Genomic DNA, 19,382 nt, shown 5'->3' on the forward strand with positions numbered 1-19,382 from the left:
ATTATGTCCTGATTCACATTCAATTGAGACTGAATTATAAATATATCTATTGTTCTGTCCAGATTCAACCGGTAAATCTTAAATAATATAAAGGTGAATACTTTGTCCGTTCATTAAATCATAAATTTTATATTAATATAATTTTTCTTTTTTGTCATAATAGGTGGATTTCGCATTTCCTTTAGCAATAAAGTTTTTTGATAAGATTCTTTGAATCAATTTCTTAGAAACAATTCCTTTACACCATTCATATATATTTATTGTTGTGATTTTTCTTTCTGGAAATAATAAGTGATATTCATCCACACTCCTTAATATTGCTGTAGTTTTATTTTCTGTCCCTTCACAGTTTTTACAGATGAAAATTGATTTTTTGATTTCCAAACGAAAGGAGCAACAAATAGAGCACATAATCCCTTTCCTTACTTCCTCATAGCTATATTTCGGTATATTCGAACGGGATTCACTCTTATGCATTGACACTAGTTTATATGCTAATTTCTTATGAGGTTCACTAATATTTGTCGGTATTTTATTTAGCTCGTCAAAAAAGCGATTTAGTTGGGTTGGAAAAATAATAGATGGATTTCGCGGGGCGTTATACAAGTGGAAGTTCGGATTGACGTACACAAGATATGATTCTATGGGGATATTAGAACCGAGTTCACGAAGCAGCCTCTGAAGAAGTAATTCTTTTCTTTCTAGCTGAGACATTGGATTTTGTAATGGAGTTCCATTCATGTAATACCATTGATCATCTTCAATGTAATAATCTCCTTCGTGATTTTTAATCTCAAACAACAATAATAATTTTTGAGCAACAATTATGGAATCAATTTGAAAATCTGTTTCATTACTTTCTAACTGTATATCATTGAGAATGAGCCAACTTTTTGAGAGCCGATCTATTCTTTCATCAAAGATTAGCTCGCCTTTAAAGCCTTTTTCAAGTCTTGCTAGTTTTGTGGAATCCTCATTCAATAGCTTATTTCTACTATTCAAAAGCCTATACACCATCAACTCTTTGTTTTCTAGTCTCTGTTTAATTTTCATTTTCCATCTCCTTATTTTGTAATTATCTTAATTGTATGAAATGTATCTTCTTTTTACAAGACTCCTAATATTTAGTAGAAACTGTATCCACTGATCATTGTCATTTGAAGGTTACTTTCGCCTGTTAGTCGAAGACAGCCTAACACTTTTGATGAAATCTTACAAAACCATAAAAAAACGAGGATGCACTTGCCAATCCTCGTCTAAAAGTACTTTTTAATAGAAACCTGGTCCTGGTCCAAATCCAGCTCCTGGCCCAAATCCTGGTCCCGGTACACCGCCAAATCCTGGGCCAAATCCTGGGCCAGGGACACCGCCAAATCCAGGTCCTGGTCCTGGCATAATCACATTCTGGGTTGAAACTTCGTTTACTACTGATGTTGTGTGTGGGAAATAATGCTCATGTATAATGTTTTCATGGTTGACTGTTGTAGTATGGGATGGATGGATTTCTGGAACTATTACATTCGATACAGTATGGTTGACACAGCATTGAGTCGGATGAACAATTGGTGGACAGACCGTCGTATTGCAAGGATTAAACATGCAAAATGCTCCTTTCTTTTTTATATCGCTTTACACTTACAGCCTATGAGAAAGTACTGACACATGTACTAATCATAATACCTATATTTTGCAAAAGTCCTCCTATGTTCGTTGAAAAAATGTATTCAAGTTCCGACTTTATTTTTGCGAAAAATGTAAAGACATATGAAAATTCCAGAAATGGGTCGAATACTGCGCTTGCCCGGGAAATGATGACTGAATTATTTCTCAATTTATTTCCTGCTTAAGGTTCTTCTCCCCTAATTAGAAATAAAAAAAATCACCGCAAACTGAATTATTTCTTGCTTAAAAGTCTTTTCAATCTTTTATTAGCATTTCTAAAAAAATGATCTTCAAGCGATGAATGTAAAGCTAGAGCTGCTTTTGTATATTCTATGGCTTGTACATAATCCTTGTATTGGTGCTCCATCAATTTGGCCAATTCTATATAAGCTTCTTTTTTGTCGGATTCATCACCATACTCAATCACTTCTATCCATAACGTTTTTGCATCGTCATACTTTTTTTCTTTTTTTAAATAAAAAGCAAGTTGATGTTTAGCGGAAATATCTCCTTCCAGAGCAGCAATATCAAATGTAGAAGCCGCTAGATCGCTCTCTCCTATGTATTGATACCATTTGGCAATCAAGGTTTTTTCTGCCGCTGTTTGACTGGAATCAACTCCAAATATCTGAAAAGTTAAGTGAGTATATAAAGTGATCATTGACAATATATCAATTTCATTATGCTCAAGAACTTTTAATATACCTTCGGGATTTTTTCTTTCAACATAATCAAAATATATCATTGGTGCTAGGAAGCCAGGAATATCATCGGTACGTTTAATGTCTAAAATCTCTTCCTCTACTTTAACAAGTTTGACAGATTCTAATTGATTCTTCCAAAGTCTTCTAGAAGCATGGTATAAATCAAAATGACCAAATGAAGGTAGTTTAGGAACATGATCGCGAACGAGCGTATGCTGGGTTTTCACTTGCGGCCAATCAAAAGCTTTCCCGTTATAAGTCACAAGTGTTGTATAGTCTACATTTTCTAAAAAACTTTTATATAAAGCGACTTCAAATCCAGGTTCAGGTAAAAAGTGCTGCCGCAAAACAAAATCATTACCTTGAAAGCGCGCATAACCTAGTAAAAAGATTGAGTTACCTGCACCCCCATATAAACCAGTTGTTTCAGTATCAAAGAAAAATAAATCGGAAGGCGACAACCCTTTTGCTGATAATGGATGATCCCCTGAAAAATCATCCCACGTAGAACAAGCTGTAAGAAAATCCTTTAATTTATATTTACCATGTTGATAATCTAATGGGAATCGAATCTCTTTAATATAACAAAACTGGTTTTCATAAAAATATGGCGAAGAGCCAGCCTTTTCCCATTCGTTCAAATACGGTAAGACAATATCATTTGATATTTTTGTTTCTATTTCATTTTTTTCATCTAATCCCATATGGGCTTTAAAGCGATTTAGTTTATTTTTTAGAGACATTTGCGATCATCTCCTCATTTCTACCGTGATGCGCTTAACATGATTTCTAGCAATTTAATCGTAATGTCTTTTGTACGAATTGTAGAAATATCCGTGCCAATACATGAAGGACATCCGTCGTCACATGGACAATGAGCAACAAGATTTTTTGCTTCTTCCAAAATTATCGGCATCATTTCATATACTTTATCACTAATGCCAACGCCTCCAGGATATTGATCATAAATAAAAATGGTTGGCTTAGAGTTTACGGATGCCTTCACTTGCGGTACCGTATGAATATCCGCTGGATCACACATCGCAAATAATGGAATAATGGCTTTTAAAGCATGGGCGCAGCCTACTAAGCCATATTCGAGATCCTCCATTCCAATTTCCTTTAATTCTTTATTAAGAGAGATCCAAGCTGCACTTGTGTGTAATTCCATTTCAGGTAGGTGTATAGGACCAGAGCCTATATTTTCATGAGTTTCAAACTTGATCTTTTTAAAAATAGTTGCCATGGCATTCACGGTTACATCTCCAAAGGCAATCTCCGCGTCTAAGGTCTCTTTTCTTTTATCCTCTTCCAATACCTTCAATTGTACAGCTAGATTTGCATCGGTAAAATAATCAACCTCAACTTCGGCTACGTAAGCCTTTTTTTCTTCCCAATCAAGATATTCGACTTGATATTGAATACCTTGATGCAAATAAATGGCTTCATCATGTAACAGGGTCATCGCACTAAAAGTATCCATTTCCCCAATTACTTTTACGTTTGCGCGATTTGTTTGGTCAATAATAACGACATTTTCTTGCGAAGCAGAACGCAGACTAATATTATGGGCTGGAAAAGAATCGTTCATCCAATACCATTTGTCCCCATTTTTATGAAGCACTTTTTCCTCTGTTAAGAAATCCAATATTTCTTCTATTTCCAAATCCCCAAAATTCTCCCCTTCTTTAAAAGGCAATTCATAGGCAGCACATTTAAGATGATCTACGAGAATAATAAGATTTTCAGGGTTTATACGTGCAGTTTCAGGATTTTGATGAAAGAAAAAATTAGGATTACCAATGATAAATTGATCAAGTGGCGATGAACTAGCAACCATGACAACTAAGGATTCCGCTTGTCTCCTTCCAGCTCTACCTGCTTGTTGCCATGCGCTAGCTATCGTCCCTGGATATCCGGTCATAATACATACTTGAAGCTGACCTATATCAACACCAAGCTCCAGTGCATTAGTACTGACAACACCATAAATTTCTCCATTTCTCAAGCCTTTTTCAATTTCTCTTCGTTGTGTTGGCAGATAACCTCCTCTGTACCCTCTAATAGATTTAGGTCCAAGTTGATTATTAACCAAGTTTTGTAAATAAGTTAAAATAATTTCAACTCTTACGCGACTTCTAGCAAAAATGATTGTTTGGATTTTATTTTTTAAAAACTCACGGGCAAGTTTACGTACTTCCAACGTAGCACTTCTACGAATGTTTAATTGTTGATTGACGATAGGAGGATTATAAAATATAAAATGTTTCCTGCCTCTAGGAGCACCGTTATTATCGATCAAAACCATTCGTTCATCCGTAAGCTTTTCTCCAAGTTCCTGTGGATTTGCAATTGTAGCTGAAGTACAAATAAAAACTGGATTCGAGCCATAAAATTGGCATATTCTTTTTAATCTGCGAATAACATTCGCTACGTGGCTTCCGAACACTCCGCGGTAAATATGGAGCTCGTCCAAAATCACAAACTTTAAATTTTCGAATAACGAAACCCATTTTGTATGATGCGGCAGGATAGCAGAATGAAGCATATCTGGATTTGTAATAACAATATTCCCTGCTTTTCTTACCTTTTGGCGAATATTTGCAGGGGTATCTCCATCATACGTATAACTATTGATTGGTAATCCAGCTGAATCAATGACTTCATTTATTTCACTTTTTTGATCTTGTGCAAGTGCTTTTGTAGGAAAAATATATAATGCCCGTGCGGAATGATCATGTAAGATAGTTTGAAGTACCGGCAAGTTATAGCATAATGTTTTTCCAGATGCGGTCGGTGTAACAGCGGTCAAGCTCTGATGACTCATTGCCATTTTGTATGCCTCGTCTTGATGGGTATACAATTCGTTTATGCCTTTTTTATGTAAAGATTTCACTAAATCAGGATGTAAATCGTTAGGAAATGGAGTTGTTTTAGCTGGTTCCTCTTCTAATGTATGCCAGTAAACTACATTGTTCTTAAAAGCAGGGTTCGTTTTTAACTCCATTAAAATATCTTGAAATTTCTTCCTTAACATCAAGCTTATCACCTCTCCTACTATTTTATCGAATAAGCGTTCGTTTTCATAGTAGTTTCCCAGATTAATAATGTAGAAATGAACTCTTTGATTTGCATCTTCATACAATAAGGTAAATTGAGAAGGAGGTGCTTTACAATGACTGAAAATCTGCCGCCTAAAAAGGATGAACACCCTTTATTTGAGCCTTTCGCCCAATTAATGAATAATATGAATCGGCTATTTTCGGACCGTCCAGATAAGAATTTTTTACAAAGTATGGATGACTTTTTTATCCACTCAAAACCCTTTGGTGGATTTGTGGCTGAATTAAAGGAAAACGAAAGGGAATATATTGTCCAAGCACAGCTCCCCGGCACAAAAAAAGAACAAATCAATATTGAAATCCTCCCACAATATATTACTATTACTGTTAATCACAGGGAGTCTGTTACGAAGGAAGATAAAGCGAATACGGTAATACAAAAAAGGGAATCTTGGAAGCAATCATCACGTACCATTCCGTTTTCAAAACCAATTGATCAAGGAAAAGTAGTAGCAAATTACGAAGATGGGGTGTTGACCGTAACTGTTCCAAAGAGAAAAGGTAAGAAAATTAGTATCGAATAAAGCAATAAATAAGAAACGCTAATGCAACTTGCTCTTCGACTTACTGGCCCAAAAGATGTGAGTCCGTCGACGAACCTATTTCGGCCTTCGACTAAGATAATGTTACTTAAGCTAGACACTCATGCTCTTAGCTAAAAATGCAAAAATATAAAAAAGGGATGCATCATATTTTAAAAAAGGAATCGCTTATTTTACGATTCCTTTCATTTATTTTACATTATACCTTAAATATACCACCTAGACCTTTGGCCATATTTGATACTTGGTTAATAGCATTTACTACTTGGCCGGCGGTGTTTACCATTTTATTAATATCTAAAGACCCTGTCTGTGTTTTAAAAGAATTTAAAACTGTATTAAAACCCCCGTTAGGTGGTTTAGGTATTTGCGACGGTTTTGGATAAGCATTAGGAAAACTTTGTTGCTGAGAATATTTTTCATAAAAATATCCGTCTTTAGGCTGTAAAGGATTTTGAAATAAATGACTCGCTTGATTATCGCTTCCTTGATGGTATTGTCCTTGATCCATGCCGGTATATGGGTACTGCATCCCGTTCATATAAGGCATCTGTACATGTGAAGGTATCCCCTGCATATGGGGATATTGGGATGGAAACATGCCATAAGGATGCGAAAACTGAGAATTTGGATGTTGAAATGGTGGTGGCATCGGCATTCCTGGTGGCATATGAACATTTCGATATTGATGCAGCATAAAGCAAGCCCCCTGATTAAATTTAGGTACTATACCATATGCCCATTGAATGTAAAATGTGTCATTCTAACATGATTCCATACTTTCTAACATACGCCTTAATATATAATCAATCGATTGTACGTGACTATTAAACTTTTTTAAACTTGTGTCTGGAAAAAAGGCCCGTACTGAAACCATTTGTAAATTTTCCGCTGTATTTCGCACTTGTATAGGATGGAGATTTTTGGGTTTATTACTCATTACCCACTCTAGTGCCGCAGGTTCCCATTGTTCACAGTTATCTTTAACTTTATCTGCAAATGGTTTGACTTCCTTATAAAAGTCACCCTTTTCACCTGTTTCTTTGCAGTGAATAAAATTTTTATTAGCTTCTTCGTTGAACTTAAGAAGTTTTTCAGTTAAAATTCGCAATTCATTGATTTGCATTTTTTTGCTCCTTACATATTAGAAAAGTGCAAGCACTTTGTCCATCGGAGTCGCCTTAGGAAGTAGCGGTTTTATTCGACGTTCCTATTTCGCCTTTCGACTGTGATATAGGAAACACGATGAGCTACGCTACGAAAAGCGAAAGACAGTGGATCTAGATAGCACTTACCTAATCTCAAAAATTCAAACTTTTTTTTAAAAATAACGAAAAAGCAGCTTGATAGCTGCTTTCTAAAATTTCCTTAATTTTACTGTCTTTTCATTAATTTTTCAAGTTTACTATTTCCTTAAAATCATTAAATCGCTTTGCTGAAAGTTTTTCTTTCATTGTTTTCATCATAAGAAAGCTCTAATTTCCTTATATTTCGTTCTAACTGTTTCTCGTTAAAATCCATCTTCTTATACAATGTTTGCTTTTTTTGTGCCGATTTCTCTTCCACCATTTTTTCTAGATGATCTATTTGAGAGCTTATTGACTCAAGTCTTTCAATTATTTCTTTTTTAGTCATTTTGTCAGCCTCCATTCACATCCTTTTTCTATGATATTCGATGTTGGAATTTAACTTCCTGCTATGCTGACAAAACTAGAAGAGATTCGCTAAACAAAGTGTATATGCAGGTTTTTTTGCATATAATTCGACATTTTATTAAGTAGATGGCCGATTAGGTCCGGATAATTTCGGGTTCCCTTCACCCGCTTTTTTAGGATTATATCTCTTATCATCTTTTCTTTGACCTTTTTTGTTTTCCATATTAATATTCTCCTATCCATTGGTATTTTATCATTTGATAAATTTTATTCCTCTTGCGGTATTGCGCCATGGGGCATCTTTTTCCACTTTGGAGTTTGCTAACAAAGGTATTTTTAAATAAAGTGAAACAAATTGATACCTTAGTTCGTCAAATAATGTTATAGTGAAAAATTATTATCCTTCCATCATAAGCATGGCTCTTAAATCATTTTTTATTCGTACCACAGTTATATTTTTCTACTGTGTTATAATTTAGCGAGTGAGGTGTAGGTAAATGGAATTTCATTACCCTAATGGAAGGAAATATATGTCGCAGCCCACTTCGACAAAAAGGAACGAGAAGGAGAAGATTATTTCTTACGGCAAAAGAGGGATGACACTCGAAGATGATTTAAATGAAACAAATTTATATTATTTATCGAATGGAATTGCTGTCATTCATAAAAAGCCAACTCCGATCCAAATCGTTCAAGTAGACTATCAATCTCGAAGTACGGCAGTAATTAAAGAGGCGTATTTTCGCCAAGCTTCAACGACTGATTATAATGGTGTGTGTCAAGGTAAATATATAGATTTTGAAGCAAAGGAAACCCAAAGTGCTACTTCGTTTCCATTACGAAATTTTCATGAGCATCAGATTAAACATATGGAAAATGTGGTAAGTCATAAAGGAATTGCTTTCGTAATCTTGCGTTTCGTTAAAACAGATGAAGTATTTTTAGTAGAAAGCAAGGACTTATTTTCTTTTTGGGAACGAATGGAAACGGGTGGAAGAAAATCAATTACGAAAGATGAAATTATTAGCTGTGGCCATCGTATTGAATACGGGTTGCATCCGAGAATTGATTATTTAAAAGTAATTCAGCATTTATTACTTCTATAATCATCTCTATCTAGAAAGTGAGGATACTGCTGATGGCAGAAAATTATAAAACACGTATGGAGCGACGAAGACAGCAAGCTCCTGTTAAAAAACAAAAAACGAAAAAGAAACCTAAAAAAGTAATTAAAACAATCTTTCTAACATGCTTTCTCATTGGCGTTGCTGTTCTAATCGCTGGAGCAACAACTTTTGCAATTTACGCAAAGGATGCCCCACCGCTTGATAAGGTACTCCTTATCGACCCTGTTGCATCTGAGGTCTATGATAAAAACGGTGATGTATTTGCGGTTCTTGGAACGGAAAAAAGAGATTATGTAGATTATGATCACATTCCAAAGAAAGTGGAAGATGCTGTTTTAGCTGCAGAAGATGTACGGTTTTACCAACACGGTGCGATGGATTTCCGCAGACTGGGTGGAGCGGTTCTTGCTAATATTACCCGTGGATTTGGAGCTGAAGGCGGCTCGACTCTTACTCAGCAAATCGTAAAAAAGACGTATCTATCTGATGAGAAAAAATTAAAAAGAAAAGCACAAGAAGCTTGGCTATCTTATAAACTTGAACAAAACTATACGAAGCAGCAAATTTTTGAAATGTATGTTAATAAAATTTATTATGGCAATGGAATCCATGGCATCGAAACTGCTTCAAAGTTCTATTTCAATAAAGAGCTTGATCAATTAGAGCTTCAAGAAAGAGCTTTTTTAGCTGGGTTGCCGCAATTACCTAATGGATACGACCCATACAAAAATCCTGATCGAGCTGAAAAAAGAAAAAATATTGTACTTTCTCTTATGTATCAGCATGGAAAAATCACTCAAGAAGAAATGGAAAAAGCGAAAAAAATACCACTTACAAAAACATTAGTTCCAGAGGATGAAAATAAAGCGAACCCTTATAAACATGATGCTTTTGTCGATCAAGTCATACGAGAAGTTGAAGGAATGGGCGATTATAACGTATATGCAGATGGTTTGAAGATATACACTACACTTGATCCTGATGCTCAAGAATATACGGAGAAAATGTTTTTTACCGATGATATCGTTCAGTTTCCAGATGAAAAAATGCAAGCAGGACTCGTAATGTTAGATACAAAAACTGGAGAAATCCGTGCTATCGGCGGTAACCGATATAAAGACATTAAACGCGGTCTAAATTTTGCTACACAGTTGAATGACCGCCAACCAGGTTCCACGATTAAACCAATTTTGGATTATGGTCCTGCCATTGAATATTTAAACTGGTCAACATATGAACAAGTTGTGGATGAACCATATAAATATTCAACCGGAGAGTCAATAAATAACTTTGACCAAGGTCATCTTGGTCGCATGTCCATACGAGAAGCATTATATCGTTCTAGAAATATCCCAGCACTTAAAGCATTTCAAGAAGTTGGAACTGATAAGTCTAGAGAATTTGCCGCAAACCTTGGGTTCGATTTTGGAAAGGAATTTTATGAATCAGCATCAATTGGTGCTGTATACAATGTTTCTCCGTTAAATTTAGCGGGTGCCTATGCAACTTTCGGTAATAATGGTATGTATAATAAACCCCATACTGTAAAGAAAATAGTGTTGCGTGATGAAGAAACAGAGATTACGAATAAAATTAAACCTAAACTAGCAATGAAGGACTCTACTGCTTATATGGTAACTGACATGCTAAAAGATGTTGTTTCCAATAAACAAGGTGCAACAGGAAGGGGTGCAATCATCCCAGGACTTCCTGCAGCAGCTAAAACAGGAACAACAAACTATACTAGTGATGATATTCAAAAATATGGAGTTAATAAAAACGATGTTCCAGATGCTTGGTTTGCTGGTTATACGACCAATTATACAATCGCTGTTTGGACAGGGTATGAAAAGCGAAGCATCCCACTTCGGGCCGGTACGAACGATCAGCAGATCGCAAAAGAGCTTTATAAAAATTTGATGACCCATGTTTCATCTGGAATTGAAACTCCAGACTTCGCAATGCCAAAAAGTGTTGTGAAAGCTCCAGTTGAAAAAGGGTCAAATCCAGCTAAAAAGCCAAGTAAATATACACCAAACGGTAATATCATTTATGAATTGTTTGTTGCAGGTACAGAGCCGAAAGAAGTTTCTACTGTTTTTGATAAACTTGATGCCCCTTCTGTAAGTGGAGAATATCATGAAACTGAAAACGAAGTTGCGTTCTCTTGGGAACATCCGGATACTAATGGTAAGAAACTCCTGTTTGATGTAACAATTAAATCATCTAATGGCAAAAAACAGTCTTTAGGTAAAATAAATGAGAAAAGCTATACAATTAAAAATGCCGAACCTGGCATCACTTATTCCATTGAAGTTACTGCTGTAAATGATAAGCAAAAAAGCACACCTGGCACAGCTAGTGTAACTATTCCGAAAAAAGAGGAAGAGACTGTCCCTCCTGATGACAATCAAGATGATCCAGGCAAGGACAAAGATAAAGATAAAGATAAAGATAAAGATAAAAACAAAGACAACAATGGAAACCAAGGGAATAATGGTAATAAAGGAAATAATGGCAAAAAACCTGGGCAAGGTGATAATGGATCCGGAGGAAATAAGAATCCTGGGGATGATAACCCGGAGCCGCCGGGAGATGAGAATCCTGTTGAACCAACCGATCCCGTTGGTGGCGATAATGGTGGAAACTAGATAATAATTAAAGAACCAGCTGCTTTCATCAAATGAAGATGATGGCAGCTGGTTCTCTTTTAGTTGAATCAGGAAATTATAGAATGGATTGTAACCTTGGTTTCTTTATCTAAAGAGGAATGTCAACGGACCCACACCTGTTGGCCTGTACGTCGCTGAACAGGCGCTTGCGCTTTTTGTCACTTTACTCTTTTTTTCCCTTCCCTGCAAACTACCAATAATGGGCAAGTAGTACATTGAGGGTTTTGTGCCTTACAATGGTATCTTCCAAAGAAAATCATTCGATGATGGGTCACTGACCACTCTTCTTTAGGAACTTTTTTCATAAGTGTTTTTTCCACTTCTAAAACACTATCTTTCCAACGGCAAAATGCCAATCGTTTGCTCACTCTTTCAACATGGGTATCAACAGCGATTGCGGGAATCCCAAAAGCTACTGACATTACAACGTTTGCGGTTTTTCTTCCAACTCCCGGTAGCTTAATTAATTCCTCATACTCGGTAGGCACTTCCCCATCGTACTCTTCTATCAGCATTTTACACAGTTTTTGAATGTTTTTGGCTTTATTCCGAAATAAGCCAATAGATCTGATATCTGATTCTAGTTCATCTAAAGGTACCGCTAAGTAATCTTCAGGGGTTTTATATTTTTTAAAAAGATTTTTGGTCACTCGGTTCACCAATGCGTCGGTGCATTGTGCCGAAAGTGCAACAGCTATAACTAATTCAAATGGGTTTGAATGGATTAATTCACAATGGGCATCCGGAAACATTTTCCCCATTTCATCTAGACAAAAACGGATTTGTTGTTTATTTAGCATTTATTATCACCTACTTGATTGCGACTATTGCTCTAGCCAGTTATAAAAAGGTACAGTGTTCGAACTTTTATTTGGAGTACTTGATGGTCTTGACTTTTGGCGATATTTTAAACTATGCACTTTTGCCTGTTCAACAGTTGTAACTCCATTCTTTTTCCATTCAAATAAGATACGATCAATGTATCTGAAATTAATAGTGCCAGACATAACAGCCTCACGCAATGCTGCTTTTATAATGACGGGATCTTGTCCATCTTGATCAATCCACATCGCTAGTGATTCGCATTCGAGAGGAGAAAGTGGTCTGCCAAATTCTTGCTCAAACGCGGAGTATATATCCTTCTCTTCTTGAAAGATAGTTTCAAGGTCTAGTTGCTTTTTTTCTGTTATTAATATCTCTGCAAGTTTTAACCATAGAGATGATAAAGTATATCTTTCATATCTTACTTCATCATCAGAATATCCTTTTTCTATTTTTATCATTTCGAGTTGTACAAGCCTTCTTAAGATTGAAGTACACTCACTACTTGTAATTGTCATTCGTTCAGCTATTTGTTCAGGTGTAGGGAATTCATTACCTTTTTCTACAAAAGATATAATATGTAATAATACGACCAATTCTTTCTCATCAAGGCCGATTTCGCGATATTTACTCATCAATAAATAAGGAATTTGAATCATTCCCGATTCAATCCAAGATACCATTAATTCTTTATCCATGCTTACGCACCTCTCTTACCTCGATTATACCATGTGTAGAGTTTTAAATTTATATTATTTCTCCCTTTAACTTGTTGTAAATTTTTACTCTAGCACTTCGCTGTTCTAATTCCCTACTCTCTCAAAGGAGTCTCAATCCTCTCCTACCAACAAATCAAAAAAATAAAAGCTGTCCTTAAAATTACCTATCCATCACAAAAAAATGGATAGGTAATAGGACAGTTTCCTTAGTTACGGATATAAGCGATTTAGTAAACGTGGGAAAGGGATAGTCTCTCTAACATGTTCTACCCCCGAGATCCATGCAACTGTTCTTTCTAGGCCAAGCCCAAATCCTGAATGAGGTACGGAACCGTATTTTGAAAGATCTAAGTACCATTGATACGCAGCTAGAGGCAAATTGTGCTCCTCTATTCTTTGTTTCAATAATTCATAATCATGTATACGTTCAGACCCACCAATGATTTCACCATATCCTTCAGGTGCAATCATATCAGCACATAACACAACATCATCACGATCAGGAGCTGGCTGCATATAAAAAGGTTTAATGCTTGTTGGGTAGTGTGTAATGAACACCGGTTTATCGAAATGATCAGCGATAGCTGTTTCGTGAGGTGCGCCAAAATCATCTCCCCACTTTATATCATCAAACCCTTTTTCGTGTAAAAACTTGATAGCATCATCATATGTAATTCTTGGAAATGGTGTAGCAATATTTTCTAATTTCGACTTATCTCTTTCTAAACGATCTAGTTCTAAGGAACAGTTCTTGAAAACGGATTGAACGATATAAGCAACATATTCTTCTTGAACTTTTAAACTGTCTTCAAATTCATAAAAGGCCATTTCAGGTTCAATCATCCAGAATTCAATTAAATGTCTGCGGGTCTTTGATTTTTCCGCTCTAAATGTTGGACCAAATGAGAAAACTTTTCCTAACGCCATTGCTGCAGCTTCCATGTATAACTGTCCACTTTGCGATAAAAACGCATCTTCATCAAAATATTTCGTTTTAAATAATTCAGTCGTTCCTTCAGGTGCACTCCCAGTTAAAATAGGCGGATCGACCTTAACGAATCCATTTTGATTAAAGAATTCATAAGTGGCTCGAATAATTTCATTTCTAATTTTCATTACGGCATGCTGCTTACGAGATCTTAGCCATAAATGACGATGATCCATTAGAAATTCAGTACCATGATTTTTAGGTGTAATTGGATAATCAACCGCTTCATGTAGCACTTCTATATTTGTAACTAAAAGTTCATAGCCAAATGGTGAACGACTGTCTTCTTGAATTGTGCCTGTCACGTAAAGGGAAGATTCTTGAGATAATGATTTTGCTTTTTGGAATATGTCTTCACTTACATCATTTTTAACGACAACGCCTTGAATAAAGCCCGTTCCGTCTCTCAATTGTAAAAAAGCTATTTTACCGCTTGATCGTTTATTGGCTAACCAAGCACCAATTGTTACTTCTTGACCTACATATTTATGAACTTCTGTAATTGTTGTTTTCACAATAACATTCCTTTCGAAACTAATTATGTCTTATGCTGTGATCTTTATATTAGCGATTATTATTTTTTTTCTCGACAAAAGAATGTATGCGGTCTACAGCTTTTTCCAATGCCTCTAGTGATGTTGCATATGATATTCTAATATTATCGGGAGAGCCAAAGCTTGAGCCAGGTATGACCGCGACAAGTGCTTCTTCCAGCAATGCTTCAACTAATTGATCGACATTTTCGAATCCTGCAATTTGAGCAGCTTCTTTAAAGTTTGGATATAGATAAAAAGCACCTTGTGGTTTTTTACATTCTACACCGGGTATTTCCACTAATTTATCATATATAATGTTCAATCTTTCTTCAAACGCTTGTCTCATTTCCTCAACAGCTGTTTGTGGTCCATTATATGCTTCAATGGCTCCGTACTGAGAAGTAGTAGTCGGATTTGATGTTGAGTGGCTTGCAAGATCCGCCATCGCAGCAACAATCCTTTCATGTCCGGCAGCATATCCAATTCTCCACCCTGTCATGGAATGTGATTTGGAAACTCCATTAATAATGATTGTAAAATCTTTAAAAGACGGAGATATTTGCGCAACAGAGACATGTTTGTTTTCTCCGTAAACTAATTTTTCGTAAATTTCATCCGATACAATCAAAACATTATGTTCTAGACATATTTCTCCAAGTGCGGCAAGCTCAGCTTCCGAATAAATCATACCAGTAGGATTGCTTGGAGAATTGATGATAATAGCTTTTGTTTTATTTGTAATCGCAGAATTTAATTGCTCAGGAGTAATTTTATAGTCATTTTCTTCTTTTCCTTCAACATAAACCGGAATACCACCTGCCAGCTTTACTTGCTCAGGATAGCTCACCCAGTAAGGTGTCGGAATGATGACCTCATCCCCTTCATTTAAAATAACTTGGAAAAGTGTATATAAAACATGTTTTGCTCCATTTCCAATAATTATTTCAGATGGTTTATATGTAAGGCCTTGGTCTTGTTCAAGTTTGGTAATAATTGCTTTTTTCAATTCCGGCAACCCTGCAGCAGGAGTATACTTTGTAAAACCTTCCCTCATAGAACGATAAGCAGCTTCAATTATGTTTTCCGGCGTGTTAAAATCCGGTTCCCCCGCTCCGAGTCCGATTATATCCAGCCCTTGAGATTTCAATTCTTTTGCTTTTGCGGTAATCGCCAAAGTTGAAGATGGTGTAAGAGCATCAACACGGTGTGCTAAATTGATGTTCATTGTCATTCCTCTTTCTATTATAAATTTTCTATTTTTCTCCACCATTTGCCTGTGTCAAAATGGATGTAATAATAATTTAGCTTAGAATTTTGGTCTAAATAGGATAGCTCCCATACCGGTAATTTTTTTTCCATTCCAAGCCTCGCTCCAAGTATTTTTTTAGGATTTTCCTCTTTGATCAGCTTGGAAATCGCCTCATCTTCAGAAATCCCATCTGAAGCTTTTTTTATAACAATTTTGTCGTTGTTTTTTTCAGGAACCCATACAATCGTTTTAACATCTTCTTGGTTTTGACCAATGATTACATAATAAGTCTTCGTTCCATGATACACAAAAAATTCGTCATTGCTTACTAATTTTGCTTCTATTTTTGCCCTTTTTTCAGCATATTGTTCTGCTTTTAATAAGGGTGCTCTAGCATCTCTATACACATATATAGATGCGGCTATTATTATTATTAAGGGCAAAATAATTAAAAACCACTTTTTCATTAAATACCACCTTATGTTTATATATACAAAACAATTATTGTCATTATAGCGCCATTATTTTTGGTGATACTACCAATACGCATATATTCATCATTATAGCAGGAAATATTAATATGGAATGATGAAAATTGCGTAAGCTCAAAAAAAAATTACAATTAAGCCCACATTATTTGAGGCTGTGTCGAGCTCGGAATTAGGTCCATAGAGTGACACAGCCTCAACTTTATAACCAATTTTCAATAGAGGATAATATAGATTTTATTGGACCCCGTTCTATTGATATGTTTGGAATGGATTGTAAAAATGTTTTCCCATAGCTAGTTGTGTCAATTCGTCTATCTAATATAATAACGACCCCGCGGTCCGTTTCCGTTCTGATTAATCTGCCAAACCCTTGCTTAAATCGTATAACAGCTTCGGGTAAAGCAAAATCCGAAAAAGGATTCCTACCTTCATTCCTTATTAATTCATATTTAGCAGCCGTAATTGGTTCGTCAGGCGGTGAAAAAGGAAGTCTGACAATTACTAAACATGATAGATCCTTTCCGGGAATATCTACCCCTTCCCAAAAGCTGCTCGTACCGAATAAAATTGATTTATTAAATTGTTGGAAATTTCTAGTGAGTCGAGTTCTGCTTCCTCCCGTAATTCCTTGTGCAAGGATAACAAAATCCTCCAATGCTAATGATTCCTTTATAAGTTGATATGTTTTTCGAAGCATATCATATGACGTGAATAGTACAAGCATTCTTCCGTCGGTTGCGCCAGCTATTGAAATGATATGATTGGCCATTGCTTCAATGTAATCGTCATTAACAGTTCCACGCACTTCAGGTAAATCGGAGGGAACCAATAAATTTACCATCTCTTTATAATCAAAAGGAGAACGAATAATTTTTTCAACTAAGTTTTGTTTTTTCAATCCTAACTCATTTATATAATAGTTAAATGAACTATTGACGGTTAGTGTTGCGGAGGTCATAATAACACTATTTTTGTTTTTGAAAAAGGTTGTAAATAATTCATCTCCTGGACTGATAGGTTGCGTAAAAACCCCTATGCTGTTAGGAAGTGCACGTATATCCCCTTCTACCCACTTCACATTTTGACTGGAAGATGTTAAAAAAAACTGTTGGATTTTCTCACCTATTTTGATCCAATCACGTATGAAGGTATTGATTTCTTCTACAAAAGCTTGTTCACTTTCAGAAATCTTTATATCGTCATTCTTTATTAATGAAAGTCGGGTCTCAAGCGCTTTGCTAATTGTGCGATGATAATCATATACTCTTTCTGCACATAAAACTAAAGGTAACCATTGGCGATCTGAATTCATCTCTTCTGTTATTCGTAATTGTTGTTTGGTGTTTTTATTTGATTTTCGCCCATTTAGTTTAGAAAGCTTGATTCCTATCATGTTAAATAAATCGTCTATCTCAAGATCCAACTGAGAGATTATATGATCCATTTCAAAAGAATGTAGAGATGGAGATAAACCCTTCTTATCTAGAAGTTTCTCCAATTTATTAAATAGTTGACTCTTTTCTAATGTTCCAAGACGTCCTATCCAAAATTTTATTGAATTATACTCCAATTTCTTTCCGAAACAACTTCTTGCCGCTTTTTCCAGATTATGTGCCTCATCTATTACTGCGTATTTATATTCTGGAAGAATACTCTGATCTTTATTCGCGTCAACCAATAACATTGAATGGTTCGTTATGACCACATCAGCATTTTGTGCAAGATTTCGTGCATGTATGTAAAAATCATGAGAAAACCATGGATCTTTTTCCATTTGGAAAAACCAGCCATCGTGTTTAATCCTTTGCTTGTATAATCTTCCACCACTTGAGACATTAAGTTCTTCCATATCACCAGTTTCCGTCTGTACTAACCATACAAGCAATTGCATCTTTGTAAGGACAGTATCATAATGGGGGTCCTTATCATACAAAGATTGTTCGAACTTCAGCATATTAATATAGTTGCTTCGTCCTTTTAATATCGCGATTTGGAATTGGAATGGAATCATTTTTTTCAATCGAGCTATTTCATAATTCAATATTTGATCTTGCATTTGAATTGTATATGTACTGATAACGACGGGTTTCCTTTCTGTTTTAGCAAAAAATATTGAAGGCAACAAATACCCTAATGTTTTTCCGGTTCCCGTCCCTGCTTCGATAACAGCATGCTTTTTTTGGATAAAAGATTCATATACCGTATCCATCATTTCCATTTGTCCTGGACGATGTTTGAAATCTTTCATATGTAAAGAAAACAATTGAATTTTTTCTTCCGTGTCCCACGGATAATTTGGTGTTATTTCATCTGTATATGATTGCTGAATCGTCTTTTTCTTTAATGCAATCCCTCGATAAACCTCTAAATCATCTTGTAAGTTTTCAATATTTTTTCTTTTTTCTTCTAATAGAGATTGAAATACTATATACATATCGCTTTTTAATGAATAAGCCATGTCAGAAAGCTTTTCTAATGTAATAAGAGGTAAAGCTTTTGCCCGTTCCAACAATATTAATAATAATTCTGCCGTTACTAGAGCGTCACTATCAGCTTGGTGCGGATTATCATGCTCTAACTGTAGCATATCAGCCAATTCTGATAGCTTATAACTTGGTGCTGATGGAAAAATAATTTTAGCAAATTCTACTGTATCAACAGAATCTATTGCAAAGTTAGCATATCCTGATTTTTCTAGTTCATTTCGTAAAAAACCAAGGTCAAAGAACACATTATGTGCAACAAAAATAGAATCTTGAAGTAAATCATATATTTTTGAAGCAATATTTTTAAATTCTGGTGCATCAAGAACCATGCCATCGTTAATTCCAGTCAATTCTTCAATAAAAGGTGGAATTGGAACTCCAGGATTAATAAACGTTGTATATTGGTCAACGATGCGTAAATCTTCTATTGTTACAGCGGAAAATTGGATTATGCAGTCTCCTCGGTCAGGAGTATTTCCTGTTGTCTCCAAATCAACAACCACATATTTATGTTTCATAAACAACCACACCTTACTAGGAAAGCTCGAGGCTTGAAATTATTCGCTACTTACTCCGACAATTGTATCATATACTTACCAGTACAGCT

At 35.6% G+C, this 19,382-nt stretch carries 16 protein-coding genes; 3 read left to right on the top strand and 13 right to left on the bottom strand.

Translation table 11 applies throughout. The features are described from left to right. Window positions 1–132: 132 nt before the first annotated feature. The 4 genes from KHA97_RS05175 to KHA97_RS05190 all read right to left on the bottom strand — a co-directional run bounded on the left by KHA97_RS05175 (window position 133) and on the right by KHA97_RS05190 (window position 5,406). On the bottom strand, window positions 133–1,053 hold the full coding sequence (locus KHA97_RS05175; protein WP_213123639.1) for a nuclease-related domain-containing protein: 921 nt from the start codon (window positions 1,051–1,053) through the stop codon (window positions 133–135). 216 nt (window positions 1,054–1,269) lie between these two features. Further along, entirely contained in the window at window positions 1,270–1,599 is a 330-nt protein-coding gene (locus tag KHA97_RS05180) for a CotD family spore coat protein (protein WP_213123640.1), read from the bottom strand. A gap of 295 nt (window positions 1,600–1,894) precedes the next feature. Continuing rightward, the gene (locus KHA97_RS05185) at window positions 1,895–3,070 is read right to left on the bottom strand and encodes a ribonuclease H-like domain-containing protein (protein WP_233713306.1); all 1,176 of its coding nucleotides are present in this window, start codon (window positions 3,068–3,070) and stop codon (window positions 1,895–1,897) included. Window positions 3,071–3,129: 59 nt separating this feature from the next. Next, the gene (locus KHA97_RS05190; RefSeq protein ID WP_325167410.1) at window positions 3,130–5,406 is read right to left on the bottom strand and encodes a DEAD/DEAH box helicase; all 2,277 of its coding nucleotides are present in this window, start codon (window positions 5,404–5,406) and stop codon (window positions 3,130–3,132) included. Window positions 5,407–5,541: 135 nt separating this feature from the next. Between KHA97_RS05190 and KHA97_RS05195 the strand changes: the two genes are divergently transcribed. After that, window positions 5,542–6,012 carry an Hsp20/alpha crystallin family protein gene (locus KHA97_RS05195; RefSeq protein ID WP_213123643.1) on the top strand — a complete coding sequence of 157 codons (471 nt, stop codon included), beginning with the start codon at window positions 5,542–5,544 and terminating at the stop codon, window positions 6,010–6,012. Between the two features lie 217 nt (window positions 6,013–6,229). Here KHA97_RS05195 and KHA97_RS05200 read toward each other — a convergent pair whose 3' ends face one another. From KHA97_RS05200 to KHA97_RS05210, 3 genes are all read right to left on the bottom strand, one after another. Further along, entirely contained in the window at window positions 6,230–6,727 is a 498-nt protein-coding gene (locus KHA97_RS05200) for a YppG family protein (RefSeq protein ID WP_213123644.1), read from the bottom strand. A gap of 66 nt (window positions 6,728–6,793) precedes the next feature. Further along, window positions 6,794–7,156 (bottom strand): YppE family protein, encoded by a 363-nt coding sequence (locus KHA97_RS05205; RefSeq protein ID WP_213123645.1) that lies wholly within the window; start codon window positions 7,154–7,156, stop codon window positions 6,794–6,796. 296 nt (window positions 7,157–7,452) lie between these two features. Beyond that, complete coding sequence (locus KHA97_RS05210) at window positions 7,453–7,665, bottom strand: hypothetical protein (protein WP_213123646.1); 213 nt, start codon at window positions 7,663–7,665, stop codon at window positions 7,453–7,455. Window positions 7,666–8,182: 517 nt separating this feature from the next. On the opposite strand from KHA97_RS05210, the gene recU reads away from it, so the two are divergent. After that, entirely contained in the window at window positions 8,183–8,791 is a 609-nt protein-coding gene (gene recU, locus KHA97_RS05215) for a Holliday junction resolvase RecU (protein ID WP_213123647.1), read from the top strand. Window positions 8,792–8,823: 32 nt separating this feature from the next. Next, a complete protein-coding gene (locus KHA97_RS05220; protein ID WP_213123648.1) occupies window positions 8,824–11,463 on the top strand; it encodes a penicillin-binding protein 1A in 2,640 nt (879 codons plus the stop codon). 179 nt (window positions 11,464–11,642) lie between these two features. Here KHA97_RS05220 and nth read toward each other — a convergent pair whose 3' ends face one another. The 6 genes from nth to dinG form a co-directional block, all read right to left on the bottom strand. Then, window positions 11,643–12,284 carry an endonuclease III gene (gene nth / locus KHA97_RS05225; protein WP_213123649.1) on the bottom strand — a complete coding sequence of 214 codons (642 nt, stop codon included), beginning with the start codon at window positions 12,282–12,284 and terminating at the stop codon, window positions 11,643–11,645. Window positions 12,285–12,308: 24 nt separating this feature from the next. Next, window positions 12,309–13,004: a DnaD domain-containing protein gene (locus tag KHA97_RS05230; protein ID WP_213123650.1), complete on the bottom strand. Its 696-nt coding sequence runs from the start codon at window positions 13,002–13,004 to the stop codon at window positions 12,309–12,311. 231 nt (window positions 13,005–13,235) lie between these two features. Then, window positions 13,236–14,528 carry an asparagine--tRNA ligase gene (asnS, locus tag KHA97_RS05235; protein WP_213123651.1) on the bottom strand — a complete coding sequence of 431 codons (1,293 nt, stop codon included), beginning with the start codon at window positions 14,526–14,528 and terminating at the stop codon, window positions 13,236–13,238. Between the two features lie 49 nt (window positions 14,529–14,577). Further along, window positions 14,578–15,774 carry a pyridoxal phosphate-dependent aminotransferase gene (locus KHA97_RS05240; protein ID WP_233713307.1) on the bottom strand — a complete coding sequence of 399 codons (1,197 nt, stop codon included), beginning with the start codon at window positions 15,772–15,774 and terminating at the stop codon, window positions 14,578–14,580. Window positions 15,775–15,791: 17 nt separating this feature from the next. Beyond that, window positions 15,792–16,265, bottom strand: a complete 474-nt coding sequence (locus tag KHA97_RS05245; protein ID WP_213123652.1) for a cell wall elongation regulator TseB-like domain-containing protein — start codon at window positions 16,263–16,265, stop codon at window positions 15,792–15,794. 223 nt (window positions 16,266–16,488) lie between these two features. Beyond that, window positions 16,489–19,293: an ATP-dependent DNA helicase DinG gene (gene dinG, locus KHA97_RS05250; RefSeq protein ID WP_213123653.1), complete on the bottom strand. Its 2,805-nt coding sequence runs from the start codon at window positions 19,291–19,293 to the stop codon at window positions 16,489–16,491. Window positions 19,294–19,382 lie beyond the last annotated feature (89 nt).

It is taken from the genome of Lederbergia citri, from assembly GCF_018343625.1.
Taxonomy (GTDB): Bacteria; Bacillota; Bacilli; order Bacillales; family Bacillaceae_C; genus Lederbergia; species Lederbergia citri.